At 62.5% G+C, this 23893-nt stretch carries 24 protein-coding genes; 8 read left to right on the forward strand and 16 right to left on the reverse strand.

Annotated features, from left to right (window positions below):
• The first annotated feature begins 21 nt into the window (after positions 1–21).
• Positions 22–1953 (forward strand): 1-deoxy-D-xylulose-5-phosphate synthase, encoded by a 1932-nt coding sequence (gene dxs / locus BM045_RS10800; protein ID WP_092182990.1) that lies wholly within the window; start codon positions 22–24, stop codon positions 1951–1953.
• Positions 1954–2189: 236 nt separating this feature from the next.
• Here dxs and BM045_RS10805 read toward each other — a convergent pair whose 3' ends face one another.
• Positions 2190–3326, reverse strand: coding sequence for a glycosyltransferase (locus tag BM045_RS10805; RefSeq protein WP_092182992.1), 1137 nt, complete (start codon positions 3324–3326; stop codon positions 2190–2192).
• Positions 3327–3490: 164 nt separating this feature from the next.
• Here BM045_RS10805 and BM045_RS10810 point away from each other — a divergent pair, with 164 nt between their 5' ends.
• From BM045_RS10810 to BM045_RS10820, 3 genes are all read left to right on the forward strand, one after another.
• Positions 3491–4648 carry a hypothetical protein gene (locus BM045_RS10810; protein WP_092182993.1) on the forward strand — a complete coding sequence of 386 codons (1158 nt, stop codon included), beginning with the start codon at positions 3491–3493 and terminating at the stop codon, positions 4646–4648.
• Complete coding sequence (locus tag BM045_RS10815) at positions 4641–5240, forward strand: hypothetical protein (protein ID WP_139198773.1); 600 nt, start codon at positions 4641–4643, stop codon at positions 5238–5240. The genes BM045_RS10810 and BM045_RS10815 overlap by 8 nt, the downstream gene beginning before the upstream one ends.
• Positions 5241–5319: 79 nt before the next feature.
• Positions 5320–5541: a hypothetical protein gene (locus BM045_RS10820; RefSeq protein ID WP_092182997.1), complete on the forward strand. Its 222-nt coding sequence runs from the start codon at positions 5320–5322 to the stop codon at positions 5539–5541.
• Between the two features lie 206 nt (positions 5542–5747).
• Here BM045_RS10820 and BM045_RS10825 read toward each other — a convergent pair whose 3' ends face one another.
• A complete protein-coding gene (locus BM045_RS10825; protein WP_092182999.1) occupies positions 5748–6011 on the reverse strand; it encodes a DUF2312 domain-containing protein in 264 nt (87 codons plus the stop codon).
• Positions 6012–6184: 173 nt separating this feature from the next.
• On the opposite strand from BM045_RS10825, the gene BM045_RS10830 reads away from it, so the two are divergent.
• Complete coding sequence (locus BM045_RS10830; RefSeq protein ID WP_092183001.1) at positions 6185–6754, forward strand: DUF1036 domain-containing protein; 570 nt, start codon at positions 6185–6187, stop codon at positions 6752–6754.
• Positions 6751–8190, forward strand: a complete 1440-nt coding sequence (pyk, locus tag BM045_RS10835; RefSeq protein ID WP_092183003.1) for a pyruvate kinase — start codon at positions 6751–6753, stop codon at positions 8188–8190. The genes BM045_RS10830 and pyk overlap by 4 nt, the downstream gene beginning before the upstream one ends.
• Positions 8191–8256: 66 nt before the next feature.
• Here the strand turns inward: pyk and BM045_RS10840 are convergent, their stop codons facing one another.
• Positions 8257–9036, reverse strand: a complete 780-nt coding sequence (locus tag BM045_RS10840) for an SDR family oxidoreductase (RefSeq protein WP_092183005.1) — start codon at positions 9034–9036, stop codon at positions 8257–8259.
• Positions 9033–9365: a nuclear transport factor 2 family protein gene (locus BM045_RS10845; RefSeq protein ID WP_092183007.1), complete on the reverse strand. Its 333-nt coding sequence runs from the start codon at positions 9363–9365 to the stop codon at positions 9033–9035. Before BM045_RS10845 ends, BM045_RS10840 begins: the two co-directional genes overlap by 4 nt.
• Positions 9366–9483: 118 nt before the next feature.
• Here BM045_RS10845 and BM045_RS10850 point away from each other — a divergent pair, with 118 nt between their 5' ends.
• Positions 9484–10392, forward strand: coding sequence for a LysR substrate-binding domain-containing protein (locus BM045_RS10850; RefSeq protein ID WP_092183009.1), 909 nt, complete (start codon positions 9484–9486; stop codon positions 10390–10392).
• A gap of 70 nt (positions 10393–10462) precedes the next feature.
• Here BM045_RS10850 and BM045_RS10855 read toward each other — a convergent pair whose 3' ends face one another.
• The 3 genes from BM045_RS10855 to ykgO all read right to left on the reverse strand — a co-directional run bounded on the left by BM045_RS10855 (position 10463) and on the right by ykgO (position 11482).
• Positions 10463–10768, reverse strand: coding sequence for a TM2 domain-containing protein (locus BM045_RS10855; RefSeq protein ID WP_210185003.1), 306 nt, complete (start codon positions 10766–10768; stop codon positions 10463–10465).
• 96 nt (positions 10769–10864) lie between these two features.
• On the reverse strand, positions 10865–11272 hold the full coding sequence (locus tag BM045_RS10860; RefSeq protein WP_092183011.1) for a hypothetical protein: 408 nt from the start codon (positions 11270–11272) through the stop codon (positions 10865–10867).
• An 84-nt stretch (positions 11273–11356) separates the two neighbouring features.
• Complete coding sequence (gene ykgO, locus BM045_RS10865) at positions 11357–11482, reverse strand: type B 50S ribosomal protein L36 (RefSeq protein WP_046139985.1); 126 nt, start codon at positions 11480–11482, stop codon at positions 11357–11359.
• 213 nt (positions 11483–11695) lie between these two features.
• Between ykgO and BM045_RS10870 the strand changes: the two genes are divergently transcribed.
• On the forward strand, positions 11696–12199 hold the full coding sequence (locus BM045_RS10870) for a response regulator (protein WP_092183013.1): 504 nt from the start codon (positions 11696–11698) through the stop codon (positions 12197–12199).
• Between the two features lie 57 nt (positions 12200–12256).
• On the opposite strand, the gene BM045_RS10875 is transcribed toward BM045_RS10870, so the two are convergent.
• The 9 genes from BM045_RS10875 to BM045_RS10910 form a co-directional block, all read right to left on the reverse strand.
• A complete protein-coding gene (locus BM045_RS10875; RefSeq protein ID WP_092183015.1) occupies positions 12257–13147 on the reverse strand; it encodes an ABC transporter ATP-binding protein in 891 nt (296 codons plus the stop codon).
• The gene (locus BM045_RS10880; protein ID WP_092183017.1) at positions 13144–13986 is read right to left on the reverse strand and encodes an ATP-binding cassette domain-containing protein; all 843 of its coding nucleotides are present in this window, start codon (positions 13984–13986) and stop codon (positions 13144–13146) included. Before BM045_RS10880 ends, BM045_RS10875 begins: the two co-directional genes overlap by 4 nt.
• A 6-nt stretch (positions 13987–13992) precedes the next feature.
• The gene (locus BM045_RS10885; RefSeq protein WP_092183019.1) at positions 13993–14913 is read right to left on the reverse strand and encodes an ABC transporter permease; all 921 of its coding nucleotides are present in this window, start codon (positions 14911–14913) and stop codon (positions 13993–13995) included.
• A complete protein-coding gene (locus BM045_RS10890; RefSeq protein WP_092183020.1) occupies positions 14913–15836 on the reverse strand; it encodes an ABC transporter permease subunit in 924 nt (307 codons plus the stop codon). The genes BM045_RS10885 and BM045_RS10890 overlap by 1 nt, the downstream gene beginning before the upstream one ends.
• A 110-nt stretch (positions 15837–15946) precedes the next feature.
• On the reverse strand, positions 15947–17563 hold the full coding sequence (locus tag BM045_RS10895; RefSeq protein ID WP_092183022.1) for a peptide ABC transporter substrate-binding protein: 1617 nt from the start codon (positions 17561–17563) through the stop codon (positions 15947–15949).
• Positions 17564–17835: 272 nt separating this feature from the next.
• Positions 17836–17997, reverse strand: a complete 162-nt coding sequence (locus BM045_RS18900; protein ID WP_170848466.1) for a hypothetical protein — start codon at positions 17995–17997, stop codon at positions 17836–17838.
• A complete protein-coding gene (locus BM045_RS10900) occupies positions 17994–19277 on the reverse strand; it encodes an acetyl-CoA C-acetyltransferase (protein WP_092183024.1) in 1284 nt (427 codons plus the stop codon). Before BM045_RS10900 ends, BM045_RS18900 begins: the two co-directional genes overlap by 4 nt.
• A 1-nt stretch (position 19278) precedes the next feature.
• Positions 19279–21237 (reverse strand): 3-hydroxyacyl-CoA dehydrogenase NAD-binding domain-containing protein, encoded by a 1959-nt coding sequence (locus tag BM045_RS10905; protein WP_092183026.1) that lies wholly within the window; start codon positions 21235–21237, stop codon positions 19279–19281.
• A 9-nt stretch (positions 21238–21246) separates the two neighbouring features.
• Positions 21247–23715: an acyl-CoA dehydrogenase gene (locus BM045_RS10910; protein WP_092183028.1), complete on the reverse strand. Its 2469-nt coding sequence runs from the start codon at positions 23713–23715 to the stop codon at positions 21247–21249.
• Positions 23716–23893 lie beyond the last annotated feature (178 nt).

Below are 23893 nucleotides of genomic sequence, written 5' to 3' on the forward strand. Positions count from 1 at the left end.
TTTGGCAAAGGACCCTCCGCTTTGGCCGAAAAGCCCGTCACTCCGCTGCTCGATACCGTCCACACCCCCGCAGACCTGCGCGCCATGCCGCGCGAAAACCTGCGCCAGCTGGCCGATGAATTGCGCGCCGAGATGATCGATGCGGTTTCCGTCACCGGCGGTCATCTTGGCGCCGGCCTCGGCGTCGTCGAACTGACGGTGGCGCTGCACGCCGTTTTCGATACCCCGCATGACCGCATCATCTGGGACGTGGGCCACCAGGCCTATCCGCACAAGATCCTGACCGGCCGCCGCGACCGCATGCGCACCCTACGCCAGAAGGACGGCCTCTCCGGCTTCACCCGCCGCGCCGAGAGCGAATACGATCCCTTCGGCGCCGGCCATTCCTCCACCTCGATCTCGGCCGGCCTCGGCATGGCCGTCGCCAGCGACATGCAGGACAAGCCGCGCAATGTGGTGGCCGTCATCGGCGATGGCGCCATGTCGGCCGGCATGGCCTATGAGGCCATGAACAATGCCGGTGCCATGGATGCGCGGCTGATCGTCGTGCTCAACGACAATGACATGTCGATCGCCCCGCCTACCGGAGCCCTGCGCACCTATCTGGCGCGTCTCGTCTCCGGCCCGGTCTATCGCGGCACCCGCGAGGCGGCTAAGACCGTGGTCAGCAAGCTGCCGAAAATCCTGCACGAACCGGCCCGCAAGACCGAGGAATTCGCCCGCTCCTTCTTCACCGGCGGCACGCTGTTCGAAGAGCTCGGCTTTTATTACGTCGGCCCCATCGACGGCCACGACCTCGAAAGCCTGCTGCCGATTTTCGAGAATGTCCGCGACGCCGAGACCGGCCCCATCCTGATCCATCTGGTGACCCAGAAGGGCAAGGGCTACGCCCCGGCCGAAAGCTCCGCCGACAAATATCACGGCGTTTCCAAGTTCAACGTCATCACCGGCGCCCAGTCCAAGCCCGCCTCCAACGCGCCTTCCTATACCAATGTCTTTGCCGAGACGCTGATCCAGGAAGCCAATGAGGATCCGCGCGTCGTGGCCGTCACCGCCGCCATGCCCACGGGCACCGGCCTCGACAAATTCGCCGAAATCCACCCGACGCGCATTTTCGACGTCGGCATTGCCGAACAGCATGCCGTGACCTTTGCTGCGGGCATGGCCAGCGAGGGCATGAAGCCCTTCGTCGCCATCTATTCGACCTTCCTGCAGCGCGCCTATGACCAGGTCGTGCATGACGTCGCCATCCAGCACCTGCCGGTGCGCTTCGCCATCGACCGCGCCGGCTTCGTTGGCGCCGACGGCCCGACCCACGCCGGCAATTACGACGCCGCCTATCTCGGCGCCATTCCGGGCCTCGTGCAGATGGCCGCCGCCGACGAGGCAGAACTGCGCCACATGGTGACTACCGCCGCCGCCTATGACAACGGCCCCATCGCCTTCCGCTATCCACGCGGCGACGGCATGGGCGTCGACATGCCGGCTCGCGGCCAGGTCCTGCCCATCGGCAAGGGCCGAATCGTCCGCCAAGGCGCCACTATTGCCATTCTGAGCTATGGCACCCGCCTCGGCGAAGTCCTCGCCGCCGCCGACAAGCTAGCCGCCCTCGGCCTTAACCCCACTGTCGCCGATGCGCGCTTTCTCAAGCCGCTCGACGAAGAGCTGATTGCCAGGCTGGCCCAGACCCATGACGTCTTGCTGAGCATCGAAGAAGGCTCAATCGGCGGCTTCGGCAGCCATGTCGCCACCTTCCTCGCCAGCAACGGCCTGCTCGACGGCAAGCTCCGCTTCCGCCCGCTGATGATCCCCGACCGCTTCGACGAACACGCCAGCCAGTCCGACATGTACGCCGCCGCCGGCCTCGACCGCGCCGGCATCGTCACCACGGCACTGACGACACTGGGCTACGACGAAGCGGCCATGGCGGCGGCACTGGGGAAGACGAGCTAAAGACGTCTTGGTGGCCACAGCTGTCACCCCACCCACAATGTCACCCCGGCGAAGGCCGGGGTCCATCCCGAGATCTCATCCATTCCGCCAGATCGCTCGAACGATCCACCTTGCGGCCGTTACACCAGCTCAGGATGGATCTCGGCCTTCGCCGGGATGACAACAGTGTGGGTTATGCATCCACAAACAAAAAGGCCCGCATCTCTGCGGGCCTTTTGCATTGCGTTATCACTCGGTCACTTCCAGGTAAACGCCCGCGTCACCGCATAGTTGAACACCGAACTCATCACCGCACCGGAAAGCCCCGCGATGAAGGTCTGGTGATCCCAGGCGTAGATCGCATTGGCCACCGAAATATTGGCAATGCCGCCCAGCGCACAGATGGCGCAGAAGCTGAGGAAGCCCGTGACTAGCCGCGTGCCGCGCAGCTTGCGATCGGCATAGGTCAGGTTGTTGTTGAGCACGAAATTCCAGGCCATGGCGATCAGCGTTGCCGCGATCTGCGACACCACAAAACCCTGCCCCAGCGCCGTAAACGCACCCAGCGTCGCTAGATGCACCACCACGCCGGTACCACCAACTAGGCCGAACAGCAAAAAGCTCGGCGGCAGCGCGCCATTGGTCAGCTTGGAGAACCACAGGCCCAGATACTGGATCACCACCAGCGGGCTCATCTTGCTTTCGCCGGCATGACGCTGGCGGAACGTATAGCCGACCTCTTCGATCTTGAGCGGCGTGCCCATGCGCGCCGAGGTCACGATCAAGTCGATCAAAATCTTGAAGCCGTCGCTGGCGAGCTTTGGCGCAGCCTTGAGGGCGGCCTCGCGGCGCAGCAGGAAAAACCCGCTCATCGGATCGCTCACTGCCTGCCCGGCAATCATCCCGGCCAGCTTGTTGGCAAAATTGCTGCCCGACAGGCGCGTCGCGCTGAGCCCGGCGCCGGCCGAGCCGCCATCGGCAAAGCGTGAGCCGACCACGAGGTCAGCGCCAGCCTGCGCCTTGGCTAGCATGGTGGGCAGGATCGCCTCGTCATGCTGCAGGTCGCCATCGATCACCGCCACGAAAGGCGCCGACGTCACCGCCATGCCCTCCACACAGGCCGAAGCCAGGCCGCGCCGGCCAAAGCGCCGCAGGCAGCGGATATTGGCATAGACGCGGCTCAGCTCATTGACGAGATCCGCCGTGCCGTCCGGGCTATCATCATCGACGACGATCATTTCCCATGGCGTATCGCCCATTGCGATCGCCACCTTTTCATACAGCAGCTCGATATTGTCGCGCTCGTTATAGCTTGGCACGATCACCGCGAGCTGGGCTGGACGGAAATTAACGGTTTGTTCGGTGACGAGACTTGCGGTCGGGTCGATCGACATAGGTTGGAACTCTTGGCTTTGCTGAACCATTTCTGGCAGCCGCTACAAAGCACAAGGCGACCATTCGGTTGCACGCAAAGCGACCATGGCAGCCTTGCATTGCATGCAGGTGTGCAGTGAGATGCTTTGTGCCAAGTCACAATGGCAGAATTTAGGGAGATGCCGTGTATCCGGCCAGCATTGATCGTCAGCAGGACCGCCCGACGCGTTTCATCCTGTTGCTCCCGCTTCTTTTCATCCTCAGCGGCACCCTGATCCGCTTCCTCGCCTTCCGCTATGCCCAGCCTGATAATGACTGGACCAATTACTTCGGCGCCATGTGCCGCTGGGATTGCGGCTGGTACGTCAAGATGGCACAGACCGGCTATGACCCCTTCCCGGTGCCCGGCCGCATCAATGCCGGCAATTGGGCCTTCTTCCCCTTCTACCCCATGCTGGTGGGCCTGATCGGCAAGCTGATCCCGATCCCCACCATCGTCTTGGCGAGTCTCCTCTCCATCGTCACCGCCTATGCCGCAGTGGTCGCCGCCTGGCCGCTGCTTGGCCGCAATATCCGCGCCTATACGCTCTATGCGGCCTTCATCCTCTCCGGCCCGCTGTCGATGTATTTCACCACCTTCTTCACCGAGGTGATGTTCGTCCTGCTGACCACCTTGGCCTTTGTCTATCTCAGCCGCAGCAATTATCTCGGCGCCGCCGCCATCACCGCTTTGCTCTCGGCCACCCGCATCGTCGGCGTCTTCGCTTCGCTCGCCATTGGCGTCCAAGCCCTGATGGACTGGCGCCGCGACACCGGCTCGTGGAAAGGCTGGCTCGGTGGCCTCTTGTCCCAGCCGCGCCTCGTGCTGGCCATCTTCATCTCGCCGCTCGGTCTCTTCGTCTATATCGCCTTCCTCAATTACTGGATCGGCGATGGCCTGGCCTTCAGCCATGTGCAGCGCGCCTGGGGCCGCCAGGTCGGCAATCCGCTGACCTACCTGTGGACCGGCCTTACCAGCTGGCCCACCGTGCCGTGGCAGCTGGTGTCCAATTCCCAGATTCTCGCCCTTTCGGCGGTCGTGGGCCTCGCTATGACCGGCGTCATGGCCTGGCGTCGCCAATGGCCGGCCGTCATCTTCGCGCTCCTCGCCATCGTCATTCCGCTCGCCGCCGGCCTCGCCTCGATGATGCGCTTCATGGCCGCCATGGCGCCCATCACCATCACCGCCGCGACGCTCCTCGCCCGCTGGCGTTGGCTGTTCATCGTCAGCCTCGTCGGCCTCCTGGCCGGCTCCTGGTTTGCCACTCTCGCCTGGTTTGGAGGCAATGTTGCGCTTGTCTGAACGCAGCCCGCTGACGCTCGGCGCCTATGCCCTCGCAGCCATCCTTGCCCTTTTCGAACTGGCCGTGCTGTGGCAGGGCCTGCACCCCCATGTCTCGGACAATTACCGCGCCTATTATCTCGACCGATCAACCACCTGCCTGCCCCAGCCGGTGATCGGCGCCTATACCGTCGGCACCGAGCTCGATTTCAAATCCGGCGGCGATGACACCCGCGAGCTGCGCCCCTGCGGCTGGGATGGCCCGGCCGGCGACGGCATGCATTCCATCGGCGAAACCTCGCTGCTGCGCTTCGAGCTCGGCCAGCCGCAGGCGCTGACCCTGATGCTCGAGCTGACCGGCTCCACCCTGCCCGGCCCGCCCACCCAGACCGTCGTCATCTCGGCCAATGACACGCCCATCGGCACCGTGGAAGTCACCCCGGACCAGACCGAGCGCTTCACCTTTGCCATCCCGGCCGACGCCATCGGCGCGGACGGCACGCTGGTAGTCAAGCTCGACTATCCCGACGCCATCAGCCCCGGCCCGCGCACCGCCAACACCTATTGGCGCTCGGTCAAGCTGACGGCCGGCTCGCTGACACCGGCGATTTGAAGGACTTTCTCACCGCTCTGCTAAGACAATCGCAAGCAGTGATGGCCATATCTGGGTGACCCACGTCAGGGACACCGCGATGAACATTTCCAGCATTGGCGCCGCCGGCATGCAGCGCGCCTCCGATCGATTCGAAGCCAGCGCCAACCGCATCGCCCGCACCGGCACCGGCCTCGAAACCTCCGACCTCGCCACCGACATCGTCGACATGAAACAGGCCGAAATCGACTTCAAGGCCTCCACCAAAGTGGTCAAGGTCGCCGACGACATGATCGGCGCCATGCTCGACATCCTGGCCTGACAGCTCACCGCCCGCGGACCACAATGCAAAACACCCCCAGACTAAGTCCGAGGGTGCAATAACTTCCACTCTTGCCCGACAGGCGCCGGACCGGATTGAGGTCAGGCCGAGTCGAAAATGGTGATCGGCGAGAACCGGAGCGGAGCGTACATCAGTACGTGAGCACCGGAAGCGCAGCCGATTGCCATTTGCAGACCGGCATCACCTCAATCCTCAGGGGGAGCCTCGACCATCCCGAGGGCAGCCATATAGAGCTCCAGAATCGCTTCCTGCTCGGCGCGCTCATTGGCATCCTGCTTGCGGATGCTCACGATCTTGCGCAGGATCTTGGTATCGAAGCCATTGCCCTTGGCCTCGGCATAGATTTCCTTGATATCGGCAGCGATGGCGGCCTTTTCTTCTTCCATGCGCTCGATGCGCTCGATGAACGCTCGCAGCTGGTCCTGGGCAACGCTGTCTTCGACGGCCATGGCATAGTCCTTTTCGTTTGCTGGCCGTGTTCAACCGCACAAGGGGCTTGTGTTCAACCCCTTTTGCGCCAATCCGCACCGCTACCGCATCCGATACCCGCAATTCGGCCAAATCGCCCCATTAGCCATTGACCTATTCCTCCCCATGGGCTCAAAGAAAGCACGATTTCCCGATGTTTGCTGGCACCAGATTGCTCAAGATCCGTCTCGGCCTGCCTTTGATTGGCGCCTTGTCCGCAAGCCTCGCTTTTTTCGTCACGCCGGCGCATGCCGACCTGCGCATCTGTAATGAAACCACCAATCTGGTCTCCGTCGCTTTGGGCTATCGCGCCGAGCGCGGCTGGATGAGCGAAGGCTGGTGGCAGGCGCCTCCCGGCGACTGCCGCGTGCTCTACCAGGGCGACCTCGAACGGCGGTTTTATTATCTCTTCGCCGTCGACGATATCGGCGGTGGCGCCTGGGATGGCTCGGTCTTCATGTGCACCCGTGACGAAACCTTCACAATATTCGGGGTTGAGGATTGCCTTGCCCGGGGTTATGAGCGCACCGGTTTCTTTGAAATCGATACCCAGAACCGTACCGACTGGACTCTGCAGCTGACCGAAAATGCCGCCGGCCCAGCCGTAGTGGGTCCGGAAGGCAGCGAAGATCTCGAAGACCCTACATTTTTAGTCGATCCCGACGACGTCACCATCGACGCACCGGAGACCGGCACAGTAAAGCCAGGAACGGACACGCAATGAGACGCATGAGACGCGCGAAGATCATCGCCACCCTCGGGCCCGCGAGCCACGAAGAGAAGATGATCGAGGAACTGGCCAAGGCCGGCGCGGACGTGTTCCGCATCAACATGAGCCATGCCAGCCACGAGGTCCTGCACCAGACCGTGGCGCGCATCCGCGCGGTCGAAAAGCGCCTCAACCATCCACTCGGCATCCTGGTCGACCTGCAGGGTCCCAAGCTGCGCGTCTGGAAGTTTGCGGAAGGCTCCGTCAACCTCGTCGCCGGCCAGAAGTTCACGCTCGACAGCGACAAGAACGACACCGGCAACAGTGAACGTGTTTACCTGCCGCATCCGGAAATCATCGAGAGCGTCTCGGTTGGTGACCGGCTCTTGCTAGACGATGGCAAGCTGGCCCTCAAGGCTACTAAAGTCGGTAACGGCGCCATCGAGACCGAGGTCATCTATGGCGGCAAGCTCAGCGACAAGAAGGGCGTATCCCTGCCCGATACGCTGCTGCCGACCGGCGCCCTGACCGAAAAGGATCACGCCGATCTGCTTGAAGGTCTCAAGGCCGAAGCCGACTGGATCGCGCTGAGCTTCGTGCAGCGTCCCGAAGACCTCATCGACGTGCGCAAGATTGTGCAGGGCCGTGCCGGCGTTATGGCCAAGATCGAAAAGCCCCAGGCCATCGATCGCCTCGAAGAAATCGTCAAGCTCTCCGACGCCATCATGGTGGCCCGTGGTGACCTCGGCGTCGAGCTGCCGCTCGAGACCGTTCCCGGCCTGCAGAAGCGCATGATCCGCATGGCTCGCCGCTACGGCAAGCCAGTGGTCGTCGCTACCCAGATGCTGGAATCCATGATCACCGCGCCGGTCCCGACCCGCGCCGAGGTCTCGGACGTTTCCATCGCCGTCTTCGAAGGCGCCGATGCCATCATGCTCTCGGCCGAATCCGCTTCCGGTGCCTATCCGATCGAAGCCGTTGCCACCATGAACAAGGTCGCCGTGGCCGTCGAAGGCGATGCCAACTATCGCGGCATCATCCGCGCCGCCCAGACCGAACCGGAAGCCACTGCGGCCGACGCCATCTCGGCGGCGACCCGCCAGGTCGCCGAAACCCTCGATCTGGCCGCCATCGTCACCTACACGGCCTCCGGCTCCACGGGCATCCGTGCTGCCCGCGAGCGGCCCTCCAAGCCGATCATCGTGCTCTCGCCCAATATGCGTACCATCCGCCGCATGTCGGTGGTCTGGGGCGTCCATTGCGTGCAGACCGAAGATGCGGTCTCGCTCGAAGACATGGTCGATCGCGCCTGCGTCATCGCCTATCAGGAGGGCTTTGCCCGCCCCGGCGACCGCATCGCCATCACCGCCGGCATCCCGCTGGGCACGCCCGGCGCCACCAACATGCTGCGCATCGCCTTCGTCCGCCAGGACGGCGCCGGTTCGAGCTGAGCTGGCCTAAATCCTTGCATAAGAAAAGGCCCGCGCAAGCGGGCCTTTTTGTTTGAGACTCTGCCCCTAGGCGGTTGGAACGGTACCGCCGTCGATCACATGCTCGGTCCCGGTAATGGAGCTTGCGCGATCCGAGGCCAGGAAGGCAATCAGGTCGGCGACCTCTTTCGGCTCGGCCGGTCGCCCCAGCGGGATGCCGCCGAGCGCATTCATGATCACCTGCACCGCTTCGTCATAGCCAATGCTCGCTTCTTCGGCGATGCGCAGCGCCAGACCATTGACGCCTGGCGCGGCAATCCAGCCGGGAGAAACCCGCACTACCCGCACGCCCCTGGGAGAAACCTCCTTCGAGATGCTCTTGCTGTAGGTGTTCAGTGCCGCCTTTGCCGCGGCATAGCCGGTGGTCGCGTCATGCAGCGGCAGGCGGTTCTGGATCGAGGTGACGTGGATGACGACGCCACTGCCTTGCGCGATCATGCCGGGCAGCAGTGCCCGATCGAGCCTGACCGCCGGAAAGAAGTTGAGATTGAACTCCTTCTCCCATTCGGCATCGTCGAGCGCCGCAAACCCACCGGAAGGGGCGGACGAGCCACCCAGCACGTTGACCAGGATGTCGATCCCGCCAAGCTCCCGCTGCACCGCATCCACGACGGTCTGAACCCCGTCCTCGGTGGTGAGGTCAGCCGCCACGAAATCGTCGCCGGCAAAATCCGCCGGCCTGCTGCGCGCCGTCGTCAACACGCGAGCACCCAGTTCCCGGAACAGCGCCACGGTCGCGGCGCCGGCACCCGAGGTACCGCCGGTAATCAAGGCCCGACGGCCCTCGAGCGTCAGAAAGGGGATCATACCGTGATCTCCAGTTCGGCAATCTTGTCGCCGGCAATGACGAAGAAATAGCGCAGGTCGACCGGGCTGCCGGGGAAGTTGCCGGCAACATGCGCCGTCACTTGGGTCTTGCCGTTTTCGGTGCTGATCAGGAAAGGCTCCGTCGTAGTCGGGCCGTACTTCTGGCCGTATTCGACCTTCCATTTGCGGATGGCTTCGTGACCCATAAGGTCTTCGCCGGCGTCCTTGACCACGGCGTTTTCAGTGAACACGGCAGCGAGCTCGTCGGGGCCGCCATCCCGCTCGGCCGTAAAATAGGCCGCGATGCTGTCGGGCATTTTGATTGTCATTTCAGCTCTCCAGTTGTCTGTGCCGACCACATTTGGGCTGGCACGGGATAATCTATGCCTGGACGGTTGCCGCGATAACTGAGACAAACAGGGACGAGGAATTGCGAAAAGAGGGATAATGTCGCGGGATATCCTATCCGAGCTGGATGCCGTTCTGGGCATCGCCCGTCACGGCTCGTTCCGTGCTGCGGCGCTCGATCTAGGCATGTCCACGACGGCCCTGAGCAACGCTATCGCCAAGCTTGAACAGCGCCTGGGCATCCGCCTGTTCAACCGCACCACGCGCAGCGTGGCGCTCACCGATGCCGGCAAGACCTTCGTCGAGCGGGTCGCTCCGGCAATGACGGATATCCACGACGCTATCCTGGCCGCACAGTCGCTGCAGGAAACGCCAACCGGAACGCTGCGCATCAACGCCTATGCCTCAGCCGCCCGCGAAGTGATGGCGCCGCTCATCCTGTCCTTCCTGCGGCGCTATCCGCAGGTGCATATCGATCTGGTGACCGAGGGACGGCTGGTCGACGTCATCGCCGGCGGCTTTGACATGGGGCTGAGGCCCGCCAATCTCGTGCCCACCGACATGATCGCCCTGTCGCTGGGCCTCAAGCGTGAAAATGCGGTCGTCGCGTCACCCGATTTTCTGCGCATCCACGGCGAGCCCACCGTGCCGAACGACCTCTACCGTTTCCGCTGCATCCGGTCGCGCCTGCCCAACAACGCCTTGATGCGCTGGCGATTTGAGAAAGACGGAACGGCTCTCCAGATCGATGTTCAGGGTGCCATCACCCTTGATGAGCCGAGCCTTGTCCGGATCGCTGCGCAGAATGGCATTGGGCTCGGCTATGTCATGGAAGCAGACATACGCGATGACCTTGCCGCCGGGCGGCTCGTCCGCGTTCTTCAGGATTGGACCCCAAAGCTGGAACCGCTGGCGCTCTACTATCCCGGCCGAAAGAACCCACCCGCCGCCTTCACCGCCTTCATCCAGGCCGCCCGCGAGTTTGCCGCCGCCTCGATCAAGCCATAGCGCGGAACATGCCGTTTGAGGTCTTGACCGCAGCTGTGCAAAGGCCCGCTTGCGCGGGCCTTTTTGTTTCTTAGCGCCGGGAGAACACCCGGTCGGCGATCCGGCTATTGCTGCTGGCCGCCATGCCCGGAATGAGCAGCGCGTCCACTAGCCACCACAGTCCGACCACGAACCACAAAAAGCCCAGCACGCCAAACGACACCAGCGTCAGCAGCAGCGTCACGCCGGACAGCGCCAGCATCACGAAACCGCTTAGCGGCCGTCCCAGGTAAAACCGGTGCGCACCGATATAGCCGAGGAAGAACCACAGCACATAGGCGGCGATCAGCGACTTCTTCTCGATGTCATATTGGGCCGAGGTGCGGTCCATGGTCATGGCATTGTCTCCGTTCGCCCTAAAAGTGGGAAACCTTGACCCCAGTTCAAGACCACGTCTTGCAAACACCGGCAGCCATCCTGGCGCGCAGCCTGCCTACCCCCGGTTTCGCGCCTCGAGCAGGCTTTGCAGCGTCAAAAAATCGGTCTGGATCCATTCCACCGTCGAGGCGAATTGTGCATCGTCCATGCCGTCGCGACGGAAGAAGGTGAAAATCAGCTCGCTCCCCGCCTCGTTGGGCATCACCCGCATAGGCATATAGACCAGCGGACTGCCCGGTTCGAAGATCGCATGGTCGAGAACGCCAAAATTGTTTGGCGCCGTAAAGCGGAAGTGACGCAAGCCGTTGGGCGTCATCCCCGCCCAGTCGCCATTTTCGAGGGGTTTGAATGTGCCCGGTTCGACAGCGGCCCAATATTGATAGTTGAGCGGCCTGGCCAGATAGTCATGGACCTCGTCGAACGGCCGGTCGATGGATACGCTGATCGTCTGGGAGCGCCGCATGCCCTTCCTTCTCGACCTGTTCGAGGCCCAAAAACAACAAAGCCCGCTTTCGCGGGCTTTGTAAATCATTGGTACGAAAGCAACTTAGCCCTGACGGGCCTTGAAGCGCTTGTCTACCTTGTTGATGATGTAAACCCGGCCGCGACGGCGGACGAGCTTGTTCGCGCGGTGGCGAGTCATCAGCGCCTTCAGCGAGTTACGGACTTTCATCGGTCAATCCTTAAGTCAAACAAAAGAGGCGCCTAGGCGCCCGGAAACTGGGCGCATACATAGGGAAAAGGCTTTGCCCTGTCAACGCGCCAGCGCAGCGAAAATGCCCTTACCAACGCTTTCATGTGACGGCATTGCAACAAGCCGATTAACGGGCTGTATCGAAACGCAGGTTACCATGCACGCTCGTAGTAGTGTAGGCGGCATACCCTTATGGCAAACGAGGAAATCACCAAGCACGGCGTCCTGGTCGCCGATCACTCCCCCCACATGGCCTCGCTCGTTGGCGTCATGCTGCGCAGTCTCGGCCGCAAGGACATCCGCGAAGCCTATGACGCCGCCAAGACCATGGCCGAGCTCAAGCGCCGCGCCTTCGATGTGCTGATCATCGACGATGCTCTCGACGGCATGGATGGCGTGGCCCTCACCAAAAAGCTGCGCGCCTGCCTCGATTGCCAGAACCGCCACATCCCCATCATCATGATGAGCTCGGCCCCCGATGCCAAGCGCATCGCCGATGCCCGCGACGCCGGCGTCACCGAATTCCTGCGCAAGCCCTTCGCCGCCAACCACCTGCAGACCCGCCTCACCAGCATCGAAAACAACCCCCGCGGCTTCATCGAAGCCGGCGAATACAAAGGCCCCGACCGTAGGCGGAAGGTCGTGGATGTGGGCGAGGAACGGCGCGAAGCGGTCAAGGAAAGCAAGGTTGGTTAGGTCCCGACACGGCCGCCCACCAAAAACAAAAGGCCCGCCAAAGCGGGCCTTTCCATTTTACGCCGCAGCCTTCCCAGCCGCTTCTCTCCGCAGCCGCCGCCGCAATTCCCGCCGTTCCATTTCCACCTTTGGATCAGGCACCGGCACCGAGGCGATCAGCTTCTTGGTGTAGTCGTGCTGCGGGTTCATCACCACCTGCTCGGCATCGCCGATCTCCACCACTTCGCCAAAATACAGCACCATCACCCGCTGGGCGATGTGGCGCACCACGGCGATATCATGGCTGATGAACAGTAGCGAAATGCCGAGTTCCTTCTGCAGGTCCATCAACAGGTTGATCACCTGCGCCCGCACCGACACGTCCAGTGCCGAAACCGCCTCGTCGCAGACGATCATCTTGGGGTTGGTGATCAGCGCCCGCGCAATACCGATACGCTGGCACTGCCCGCCCGAGAACTCGTGCGGGTACTTGTTGATCATGTCGGCGGTCAGGCCCACCTTTTCCATCATGGCAATGACCCGCGCCATGCGCTCCGTCTTGCTGACTTCCGGATAATGGATCAGCAGCGGCTCGGCGATGATGGCACCACAGGTCATGCGCGGATTGAGCGAGGCCAGCGGATCCTGGAAGATCATCTGCACATCCTTGCGCAGCGCCACCAGTTCCTTGACGCTCATCTTGCGGATGTCCTTGCCCATCCATAGCGATTCACCCGAGGTGGCTTCCAGCATGCGGATCACCGCGCGCGACAGCGTGGACTTGCCACAGCCGCTTTCGCCGACAATCCCCAGCGTCTCGCCCTGATAGAGGTCGAAGGATACATTCTTGACCGCCCGCAAGATCTTGCGGCCCGCGAACAGCCCACCGGCGGGAATGGAAAACTCGACTGAAATATCCCGAACCTGCAGAATCGGTTCGCGCGTGCTGGTGTTGAGTGTTTCGCTCATGCCTGGCGCTCCCCGACCATGAATTCATAGGAGACGGTGGACAGCCGGTCGACTTTCTGGTCCAGCCGCGGGATCGCCGCCATCAGCCCCTGCGTATAGGGATGCTGCGGATTGGCGAACAGGTCGAGCGTCTTGCGATGCTCCATCACCTTGCCGCCGAACATCACCAGCGTGTCCTCGCAGGTCCCGGCGACAATCCCCAAGTCATGGGTGATCAGGATAATGGCCGTGCCGAAATCCTCCTGCAGGTCGACCAAAAGGTCGATGATCTCGGCCTGCACGGTCACGTCCAGTGCCGTGGTCGGTTCGTCCGCGATCAAAAGCTCCGGCTGGCACAAAAGCGCCATGGCGATCATCACGCGCTGCCGCATGCCGCCCGAGAATTCATGCGGATACATATGTACGCGGTTTTTGGCGTCCGGAATCCGCACGGCATCGAGAAACCGCACGCTTTCCGCCAGCGCTGCACTGTGGCTCATGCCCCGGTGATGCTCCAGCACTTCGGTCATCTGCCGCGAGATGCGGAGATACGGGTTCAGCGAGGTCATCGGGTCCTGGAAGATGATCCCGATCCGCTCGGCGCGATACTGGTTCATCTGCTTGAGCGGTAGGTTGAGAATTTCCTTGCCGTCAAACATCACCGAGCCGGAGGCCGTGCCATTGCGCGGCAGCAGGCCCAGCAGGGCAAAGGCGCCCTGTGTCTTGCCGGAGCCGCTTTCGCCCACGATGGCCAGCGTGCCACCCTTTTCCAGCGAATAGCTCAGGTCGCGCACGGCGTGCACCACGCCGTCATTGGTCGCAAAATCGACCTTTAGGTTTTTGACTTCTAGAAGGGCCATGGTGTCCTACCGATCCTTGGGGTCGAGCGCATCGCGCAGGCCGTCGCCGATATAGGTGAGGCAGAGCAGCAGGCTCACCAGCACCACGGCAGGTCCGATCAACATCCAGGGCAGCGTTTCCGCTACCGGCGCACCAAAGGAAATCAGCGTACCGAGCGAGGTCTGCGGCTCCTGCACGCCGAGGCCGAGATAGGAAAGGAAGCTCTCGGTCAGGATGATCTCCGGCACGGTCAGCGTGGCATAGATCACCACGGGGCCGGTCAGGTTCGGCACGATGTGCCGGAAGATGATCGCCCAGGACGAGGCGCCGCTGGCCCGCGCCGCCTCGACGAACTCGCGTTCCTTGATCGACAGCGTCTGCCCGCGCACGATACGGGCCATGGTCAGCCATTCCAGACACCCGATGCCCACGAACAGCAGCACCGGATTGCGCCCGAAGATCACCACCAGGATGATGACGAACAGGATATAGGGCAGCGCATACATGATATCGACGAAGCGCATCATCACCGCGTCGACCTTGCCGCCAAAATAGCCGGCGATCGCGCCATAGACCACGCCGATGATCACCGAGACCAACGTCGCGACGCCGGCCACGATCAGGCTCATCTGCGTGCCCTGCATGATGCGGGCCAGCATGTCGCGGCCATTCTGGTCGGTGCCGGCAAAGTGCCCGGCCTCGAAGTTTGGCGGCTTGCGAATGCCGCTCCAGTCGATCTTGTCATAGGTCCAGGGCAGAAAATACGGCCCCACGAAGGCGAACAGCACGATGGCAATCACCACGCCGATCGAGATCACGGCGGCCGTATTGCGGACCAGGCGGCGCGTTGCGTCCTGCGTCAGCGAACGGCCCTTGGGCGCGTCCAGCGTTTCAAGCTTCTTGGCGTATTCGGTAAGAACCGCGTCCTTGCCAGTCAATCCGGCCATCAGTGGTACCTCACCTTGGGGTCAAGCCAGGCATAGATGATGTCAACCAGAAGGTTCACGGCCAGGATGATGAACATGTACAAAATGGTGGTGCCCAGCACGAGACCGTAGTCCCGGTTGAGCGCGGCGCTGATGAAATACTTGCCGATCCCCGGCAGGGCGAACACCTGCTCGACGATCAGCGATCCGGTCAAAAGATACGACAGGCCCGGTCCGAGATAGGACACCACCGGCAGCAATGCCGGCTTGATCGCATGCCGCGCCAGGATCAACCGCTGCCCCAGGCCCTTGGCCTTGGCGGTGCGGATATAGTTGGTGCCCAGCACCTCGATCATCGAGCCACGCATCAGCCGCGCCGTGCGCCCCGCATGCGGCAGGACCAGAACCGTTACCGGCAGCACCAGATGGGCGATCGAGCCGTTCTGCCAGCCACCGGCCGGGAACCAGTCGAGATAGACGCCAAACACCAGCTGCAGCACTGCCGCCATCAGGAAGTTGGGAACGACAAGGCCCACCATCACCAGCATGACGAGGATATAGTCCGGCAGCTTGTTCTGGTTGACCGCGCTCAGCGCACCAGCCACGAGGCCGACAATCGTGCCGATGATGAAGGCGGAAAAGCCCAGCATCAGCGTGAACGGCAGGCCGATCCACAGCATCTGGGCGACGGTAAAGTCGTTATAGACCATCGAGGGTCCGAAATCGCCCTGCAGCAGCCTTCCGACGTAGAGGAAATATTGCTGGATCAGCGGCAGGTCGAGATTGTAGTGGGCGCGCAGATTGGCCAGCGTCACCGGTGGCAGCGCGCGTTCCCCGTCAAACGGGCCGCCCGGTGCGAGGCGGAGAATAAAGAAACATGCGGTAACGGCAATCAGCGCGATCGGGATGGCCGACAGCACGCGCCGCGATACATATCCAAACATGGGGTCCGGACCTTTCAAGTCCACCGCGTCGCTGCGTCAGGCGCCGTCCGGTGGAAAATACAAAGCGGCGCCGCCCTCCCAAAGGGGCGACGCCGCGCAATGGACTAGGCTTACTCGGACTTCGAGAGCCAGCGGGTACGATGGATGTCCGAAGCGTTGCTCACAAAGCCGGTGACCTTGGGCGAGACGACGTTCTGGGCAATGTACCAGTAGATCGGGATCGCGCCGACTTCATCCATGGCGATCTTTTCGGCATCGCCCAGCAGCTTGGCACGGGCGGCCAGATCCTGCTCGGTGGTTGCCTGATCGACCAGGGCTTCGAACTCGTCGTTCGAATAGCGGCCGTAGTTATTGCCCCAGTTGGTGGCGCCGTCCTGCGCAATGCCCTGGCGGAGCAGGTCGAGCGTGTTGGACGGATCCGAGTAGTCGAGCAGCCAGCCGGCACGACCAACCTCGAAGTCACCGGCGCGCAGGGCGTCGTAGTGCACTGCGGTTTCCGAGTTGAACAGCTCGGCCTTGACGCCGATCTGTTCCCACATCGAGGCAATTGCCACGGCGATGCGCTGGTGGTTGTCGTTGGTATTGTACTTGAGCTGCAGGGTCAGCGGCGAGGAGGCGGTGTAACCGAGGCCTTCCATAATGGTCTTGGCTTCGGCTACGCGCTCTTCATAGGAGAGGCCGATCCATTCGGGCTGGTAGGGCTCGACGCCTTCATAATTGGCGGTACCGGGGGGCACCCAGCCATAGGCCGGCACTTCGCCGGTGCCCAGCACGTCGGGACCGATCACGTCACGATTGATCGCCATGGACAGGGCCTTGCGGACCTCGACATTGTCGAAGGGCTGCTTTTCCTGGTTGATCACATAGTAGTAGACGCCGAGGAACGGCGCGAAATAATCCTGGCCCGGCAGGTTGGTCTTGATCCACTCCGCCTGGTCGGATGGAATATCGACGAGGATGTCATATTCGCCGGCGCGGTAGCGCGACAGGGCAGCAGCCAGGTCGTCCTGCACGAAGTAGTTGACTTCGTCGATCTGGACATTGGCGGCATCCCAGTAGGTCTCGGACTTGACCGACTTGATGTAGCTGCCCGGGGTCCATTCGGTCGGGGTGTAGGGGCCGTTCGACACGATATTGCCGACCTGCGTCCACTGGTCACCCACCTTGTCGATCACATGCTTTGGCACGGGATAGGCAGTGTAGTGGGTCAGCGCCTGCAGGAAGAACGGTGTCGGGCCTTCGAGGGTGATTTCCACCGTCTTGTCGTCGATTGCCTTGACGCCCAGCTCGTTGAAATCGGTGATCGCGCCCTCGGCGATTTCCGAACCATTCTTGATCGGGAACTGCAGGTAGGCATAGTCCGACGCGGTCGCCGGGTTGAACAGGCGCTGGAAAGCAAACACGAAGTCGCCGGCCGTCACCGGGGTGCCGTCCGACCACTGCACGCCGTCACGCAGCTTGAACGTATAGACGAGCCCGTCCTCGGAAATCTCGTAGCTTTCGGCCTGGCCGGGAATGGCCTCGGCATTGGCGTCTTCAGCCATCAGGCCTTCGAGGTAATCGCCGATGATGCGGTTTTCCCAGTCGCCCGATGCCTGGTGTGGGTCGATCGAGCCGGGCTCGGAACCGTTCATCATGTTGAGCGTCACGGCGGAGGCGGCGCTGCTCATCAGCAGGCTCAGCATGCCGGCGGTCGCGACCGCAGTCAGGGTTTGCGTGAGTTTCATTGGCGTCCCATCTCCTTGTGGAAATTTCCCGATTTGTCTTAGTCCCACGGTCATGTCGCCGCGGATTGAATGGTCTTGTGGCCGGAAGCTTTTGACCGTCCGGTCAAGATGGCTGGACGGTATTACGGCTTTCCGTCCACTGACAAGCAAAACATTGACCTAAGCGTCAAGGCTGGGGAAAATGTTAACATAGTGTGACGACAGGTAAACCCGTACGCCCTGCATCGTTGCATTGGCCAGAAACGGCCATGTTTCTGGCATTGTTCAAGAATCTAGCCGCCCAGCCAGCCGCCCTGTTGCACGCCATAGAGCACCACCGCCAGCGCCACCAGACCCACCCACGGCACCCAGCCAGGCAGTGGTCCGCGCGGCTTTTTCACCGGCGGCTCGGGCTTCTTTTCCGGGCGGCGGAACTTGACGACATTCTCACTCATGCGGCGCTTTCGACTATGGCGGCGACACCCTGTCCACCCGCCGTGCAGACGCTCAGCAAAGCGCGTTTTCCCGGCTCCGTCGAGAGCAGTTTGGCCGTCAGCCCCAGAATGCGCGCACCGGTCGCAGCAAATGGGTGCCCATAGGCAAGACTCGAGCCCTTCACATTGATCTTCGCGGGATCGACCGGCCCCAGCACCGCATCGCGGCCTAGCACCGTCTTGCAGTAGTCCGCATCGTCCCAGGCCTTGAGCGTGCACAGCACCTGCGCCGCAAAGGCCTCGTGCAGTTCGAAATAATCGATGTCGTCGAACGTCAGCTTCTGCCGCGCCAGCATTTCGCTCACCGCAATGGTCGGTGCCATCAGCAAGCCTTCGCCATGCGCAAAATCATTGCCGGCTACCCGCCCGGTGGTGAGATAGGCAAGGATCGGCAGCCCGCGTTCCTTCGCCCATTCCTCGCTCGCCAGCAGCACCGCCGAGGCGCCATCGGTCAGCGGCGTCGAATTGCCCGCCGTCAGCGTGCCCTGCCCGCTCGCCTTGTCGAAAGCAGGCTTCAGCGTCGCCATCTTCTCGACATTGGCGTCGGCGCGCACATTATTATCCCGCACCAGCCCGGCGCATTGCACCAGCAGGTCATCGTGGAAGCCCTCGTCATAGGCCTTCGCCGCATTGCGATGGCTCGCCACCGCCAGCGCATCCTGCGCCTCGCGCGTAATCCCCCATTCGCGCGCCATCAGCTCGCAATGCTGGCCCATCGACAGCCCCGTGCGCGGCTCATTGACCGACGGCGCCACCGGCGTCAGCTCGCCAAAGGAAAAGCCCTTGAACGCCTTGAACTTCTCGCCCGTCGAGCGCGCCTTGTTCACATCGAGCAGCCGATGCTGGAACTTGTTGCCGAAGACGATCGGGCTATCGCTGACCGTATCCGACCCTGCTGCAATGCCGCTGTCGATCTCGCCCGAAGCAATCTTGGCCGCTAGCACCAGAGCCGCCTGCAGACTCGTGCCGCAGGCAATCTGCAGCGTCGTGCCCGGCGTGCGCGGCGAATAGCCGGCATCGAGCGTCGCCTCGCGCGCCAGGTTGAAATCGCGCGAATGCCCGATCACCGCCCCGGCAATAACCTCATCGACCTTCTGGCCCTTCAGCCCATACTTATCCGCCAGACCGGCCAGCACCGTGCCCAGCAGCGACAGATTGGTCTCTTCCACATAGGCCGTATTGCCCCGCGCAAACGGAATGCGCGCCGAACCGACGATTGCAACTCTGCGAAGTTCGGCCATTTTATGCCTTTCCATCCTTACGCGCCTTGAGCGGACCACCGAGGAAAGGCGCAAAGCCCGTTCCCATGATCACGCCGATATCGGCCAGTCCCTCATTGGCAACCACGCCCTCGGCCAGCACCACTTCGGTCATATCGACTAAAGGCTTCACCAGCTCGCGGCCCAGCCCGGCCAGGTCGCCATGCGCCGGCACCTCGCCCTTCTGCGCCTTGCCATCCACCCATTTGTAGAAGCCTTCGCCGGTCTTGCGACCCAGCTTGCCCTCTTTGACCAGCCGGTCGAACTGGCTCCCCTCCGGCACACCATGCCCGAGCTCGGTCGCTACCGACTTGCCAACGTCGAGCCCGACCGTATCCATCAGCTCGATCGGCCCCATCGGCATGCCGAAGGCCACGGCCGCTGCGTCGAGCATTTCCTTGCTTTCGCCGGCCTCGACCCGCTGCACCGCGCCCAGCATGTAGGGCATCAGCACCCGGTTCACGAGGAACCCCGGCGCCGACTTGACCACCACCGGCGACTTGCCAATGGCCAGCGCAAACGCCGCGCCCTTGCCGATCTCGGCATCGGTATTGAACGTCGAGCGAATGACCTCTACCAGCGGCAACTGCGCCACCGGATTGAAGAAATGCAGCCCGATCAGCCGCTCCGGCTGTTTCAGCTTTTCGGCAATCCGTTCGAGCTCGATCGACGACGTATTGGTGGCGAGGATCGCCCCAGGCTTCAGCCGGTCTTCAAGGCCCGAAAAGATCGATTGCTTGACCTCGAGCTTTTCCACCACCGCCTCGATGATCACATCGGCCCGCGAGACTCCCTTGCCATTCGGATCGGCCTCGAGCCGCAGCACGGCCGCATCTACCTCATGCTTTTTGCGCAGCCGCTTCTTGAACAGCTTCTTGCCGCGATCCAGCGCCGGCTGGATCCGCTCCATGTCGAGATCCTGCAGCGTCACGCTCATCCCCTTGAGCGCGCACCAGGCGGCAATATCCCCGCCCATCACCCCGGCGCCGATCACATGCACCCGGGCAAATTTGACGCCCTTGGTGCCCTGCTTCTTCAAAGCTTCCGAGGCAAAGAACACCCGGCGCAGATTGGTCGCCGTATCGCTGCCCATCAGCGGCACGAAGGCATCGACCTCGCCGGCGATCATCGCCTTCCAGTCATTGCCATGCGCTTCGAACAGCTCGATCAGTGCATAGGGCGCCGGGTAATGCTCCACCCGCGCCTTCTTGCCCGCCTGTTCCTTCATCTTGCCGGCCACATAGCCGCGCAGCGGCCCCATCGCCATGACGCGCTTGAGGAATCCTGCCTCGGTGGATTTCCGCTTCTGCAACACTGCCTTGCGCGCTTCCCAGCGCAGCATGTCGCGATGCCGCACCAGCTTGTCGACGAGGTTCAATCCCCGCGCCGCACCAGCGCGCAGCATCTTGCCGGTCAGCATGATCTGCATCGCATCGACCGGCCCCGCCTGGCGGATGCTCCGCCCCGTGCCGCCAAAGCCCGGGAAAATCCCCAGGCCAACTTCCGGGAAACCGATCCGCGTCTTGTCGTCATTGACCGCCACGCGATAGTGGCAGGCCAAAGCCAGCTCCAGCCCGCCGCCGAGGCAAAAGCCATGGATGCCGGCCACCACCGGGATCTTCAGTTTCTCGATCCGCGCAAACAGCGCATGGGTCCGCTTCAGCGCTTCCGGCAGCACCGAAAAATCACTCATCGCGTCGAATTCGCTGACATCGGCGCCGGCGATAAACCCGCTATCCTTGCCACTCAGCAGGATCACCCCGACCAGCTCGCCACTCTCGGCCAGCGCCTCGAACCGCGTCACCAGCACTTCCAGCTCGGTGATCGCCTCCCGGCTCAGCGTATTGACCGGCCCCGGCGTATTGATGGTCAGCCAACCGAGCTTTTCCACATCGCGGTGAAAGCTCCAGTTCTTCGTTTCCGGCATTTGCGGCTGGATCATTTTTCGCTCCTATTCCGCTGCAACGCGATGCTTGGCCGGCGCTGCCAAGGCATCCGGCGCAAAGTCATCCACCTTCACCACGCGCTCGGTGGCTTCATCGGCTGCCCGCATGATCCCGGCCTCATTGTCGTTGAGCACGCCCGCCGCCACCGCATCGGCAAACGGATCGCGATCCAGCCGGCGTTCAATCACACCCTTGCGCGACGCCTTGACGAAGCGCGCTTCGATCCCCTCGGCTTCGGTCACCTTGATCAAGGCATCTTCCAAAACGCCGGTCACATCGTCGGGGTCGAACGACACGTAGGTCCCCGTGGTCAGCCGGTCGCGGAACGCGCCGGGCCGCAGCACGGCGCGCACGAAGCGATAGTTCACCGCATCGCTGGCCGGCCGGGCATGCCGACCCAGCGGGAAGCACAGCACCCGCATCGCCCAGGCGAACACCGGATTGGGGAAATTGGCGAACACCTCGCCAAAGGTCTTTTCCATCGACGCGACCCGGTCCGCCATGATGGCTTCCACCAGTTCGCGATCCTCGGCAATCTGCCCCTCGTCCTCGAAGCGCCGCAGCGTCGACGACATCATGTAGAGATCGCCCAGGATATCGGCCATGCGGCCCGAAATCTTCTGCTTGGACTTGAGCGCCCCGCCCAGCACCACCGTGGTCCAGTCCGCCGTCAGCGCGAAAGCCTGGCTATAGCGATGCAGCCGGCGATACCAATGCGCCATCGGCCCATGGTTTGGCGTCGAAGCAAACGCCCCATTGCTCAACCCATGCAAGAGGCTCGCCACAATATTGCGCAGCATGAATTTCGTATGCCCGCCAAAGGCCACGTCAAACTGATCGAGCCCGGCCTTGCGGTCCTTGTTCTGCGCCGCCTGCACTTCCCTGAGCAGGAAGGGATGCGCTCTGAGCACGCCCTGCGCAAAGGTCATCAGCGTGCGCGTCAGGATATTGGCGCCTTCCACGGTGATAGCCACCGGCAGTGCCTGGTAGGCACCAAACAGGTAATTGCCCGGACCGTCCTGGATGGCGCGGCCACCGTGGATATCGAAGGCATCGTCCATGCTGTCGCGCATCGCTTCGGTGGCAGTATATTTCAGCAGCCCCGCGATCACCGCAGGACGCTGTCCTTCGTCGACCATCGACGCCGTCAGCCGCCGTGCCGCCTCGAATGTATAGGCGCGCTTGACCATCTCGCCCAAAGGCTCGGCCACGCCTTCCATGATGCCGACCGGAATGCCGAACTGCCGCCGCACCCGCGCATAGGCCGAGGTCGCCCGCAAAGTCTGCTTGATCGAGATCGACCCGATCGCCGGCAGCGAAATCGCGCGGCCTGTTGAGAGACACTCCATCAGCATGCGCCAGCCCTGGCCGACGTAATCCGTGCCGCCGATCAGGAAATCCATCGGCACAAACACATCCGTGCCGCGCACCGGCCCATTCATGAAAGCCTGCCGCGCCGGGAAATGCCGGCGCCCGATCTCCATGCCCGGATGGTCATGCGGTACCAGCGCCAGCGTAATGCCGATATCCGCGCCACGGCCCAATAGGTTGTCCGGGTCCTTGAGAATAAAGGCCAGCCCCACCAGCGTCGCGATCGGCGCCAGCGTGATGTAGCGCTTGTCAAAGCTCAGCTTGACGCCGAGCACTTCCTTGCCCTGCCACGTCCCCTTGGTGACAATGCCGATGTCGCGCATGCCACCAGCATCCGAACCCGAATGCACGCCGGTCAGCGCAAAGCACGGCACTTCGAGACCCTTGGCCAAACGGCCGAGATACTTCTCCTTCTGTTCATGCGTGCCGTATTTTTCCAGCAATTCGCCCGGCCCGAGCGAATTGGGCACCATCACCGTAATCCCCGCCGCCACCGAACGGCTGGCGATCTTGGAGACGATCATCGACTGCGCCTGCGCCGAAAAGCCGAGGCCGCCATGCTCCTTGGCAATCAGCATGCCGAGGAAACCCTCATCCTTGAAATACTGCCAGAGCTCGGGCGAGAGGTCGGCGCGATTGTTGCGAATGTCCCAGTCGTCGATCATCGAACAGGCGACATTGGTCTGGTTGTCGAGAAACGCCTGCTCCTCCGCAGTCAGCGTCAGCGGGCGAATGGAGGTCAGCTTGCTCCAATCCGGCCGGCCCGAAAACAGCTCGGCATCCCAGCCGACGGTCCCGGCATCCAGCGCTTCCTGCTCGGTACGGCTCACCTTGGGCAGGATGGATTTGACGCCCTTGTAGATCGGCGTGATCAGCAGCGGCTTGCGAATGGCCTCAAGGCTCAGCGCCAGAAAAATCGCGCCCAGGACAATCAGGAACCAGCTGCCCCCACCCAGGCCATAGGCAACGCCGCCATCGGGAAAGCTCAGTCCGGACACCAGCCCGATCGCCACCAGGCCGACACCCCAGTGCCACAGCGGGCTCTCCCGCATGGCCAGCGTGGCGAAGACGGCGAGGCTGAGTGCGATAAGCGCAAAAATCACGGCAGTGCCCTCCAGGTCACTCGACCACCAAGGGCGAGCAACGCGATCCCAGAACGTCAGGCCAGCCGCCGAATCGTCCGGCCTGTCTTTCGGGCCTGCACTGCGCGGATCATGACACAGGCAGCCCTTGTTGTTGAAGCCAGTGTAGCAAGGTTTACCTATACGTCAACTGAGCGCC

This window comes from Devosia sp. YR412 (assembly GCF_900110945.1).
GTDB lineage: Bacteria > Pseudomonadota > Alphaproteobacteria > Rhizobiales > Devosiaceae > Devosia.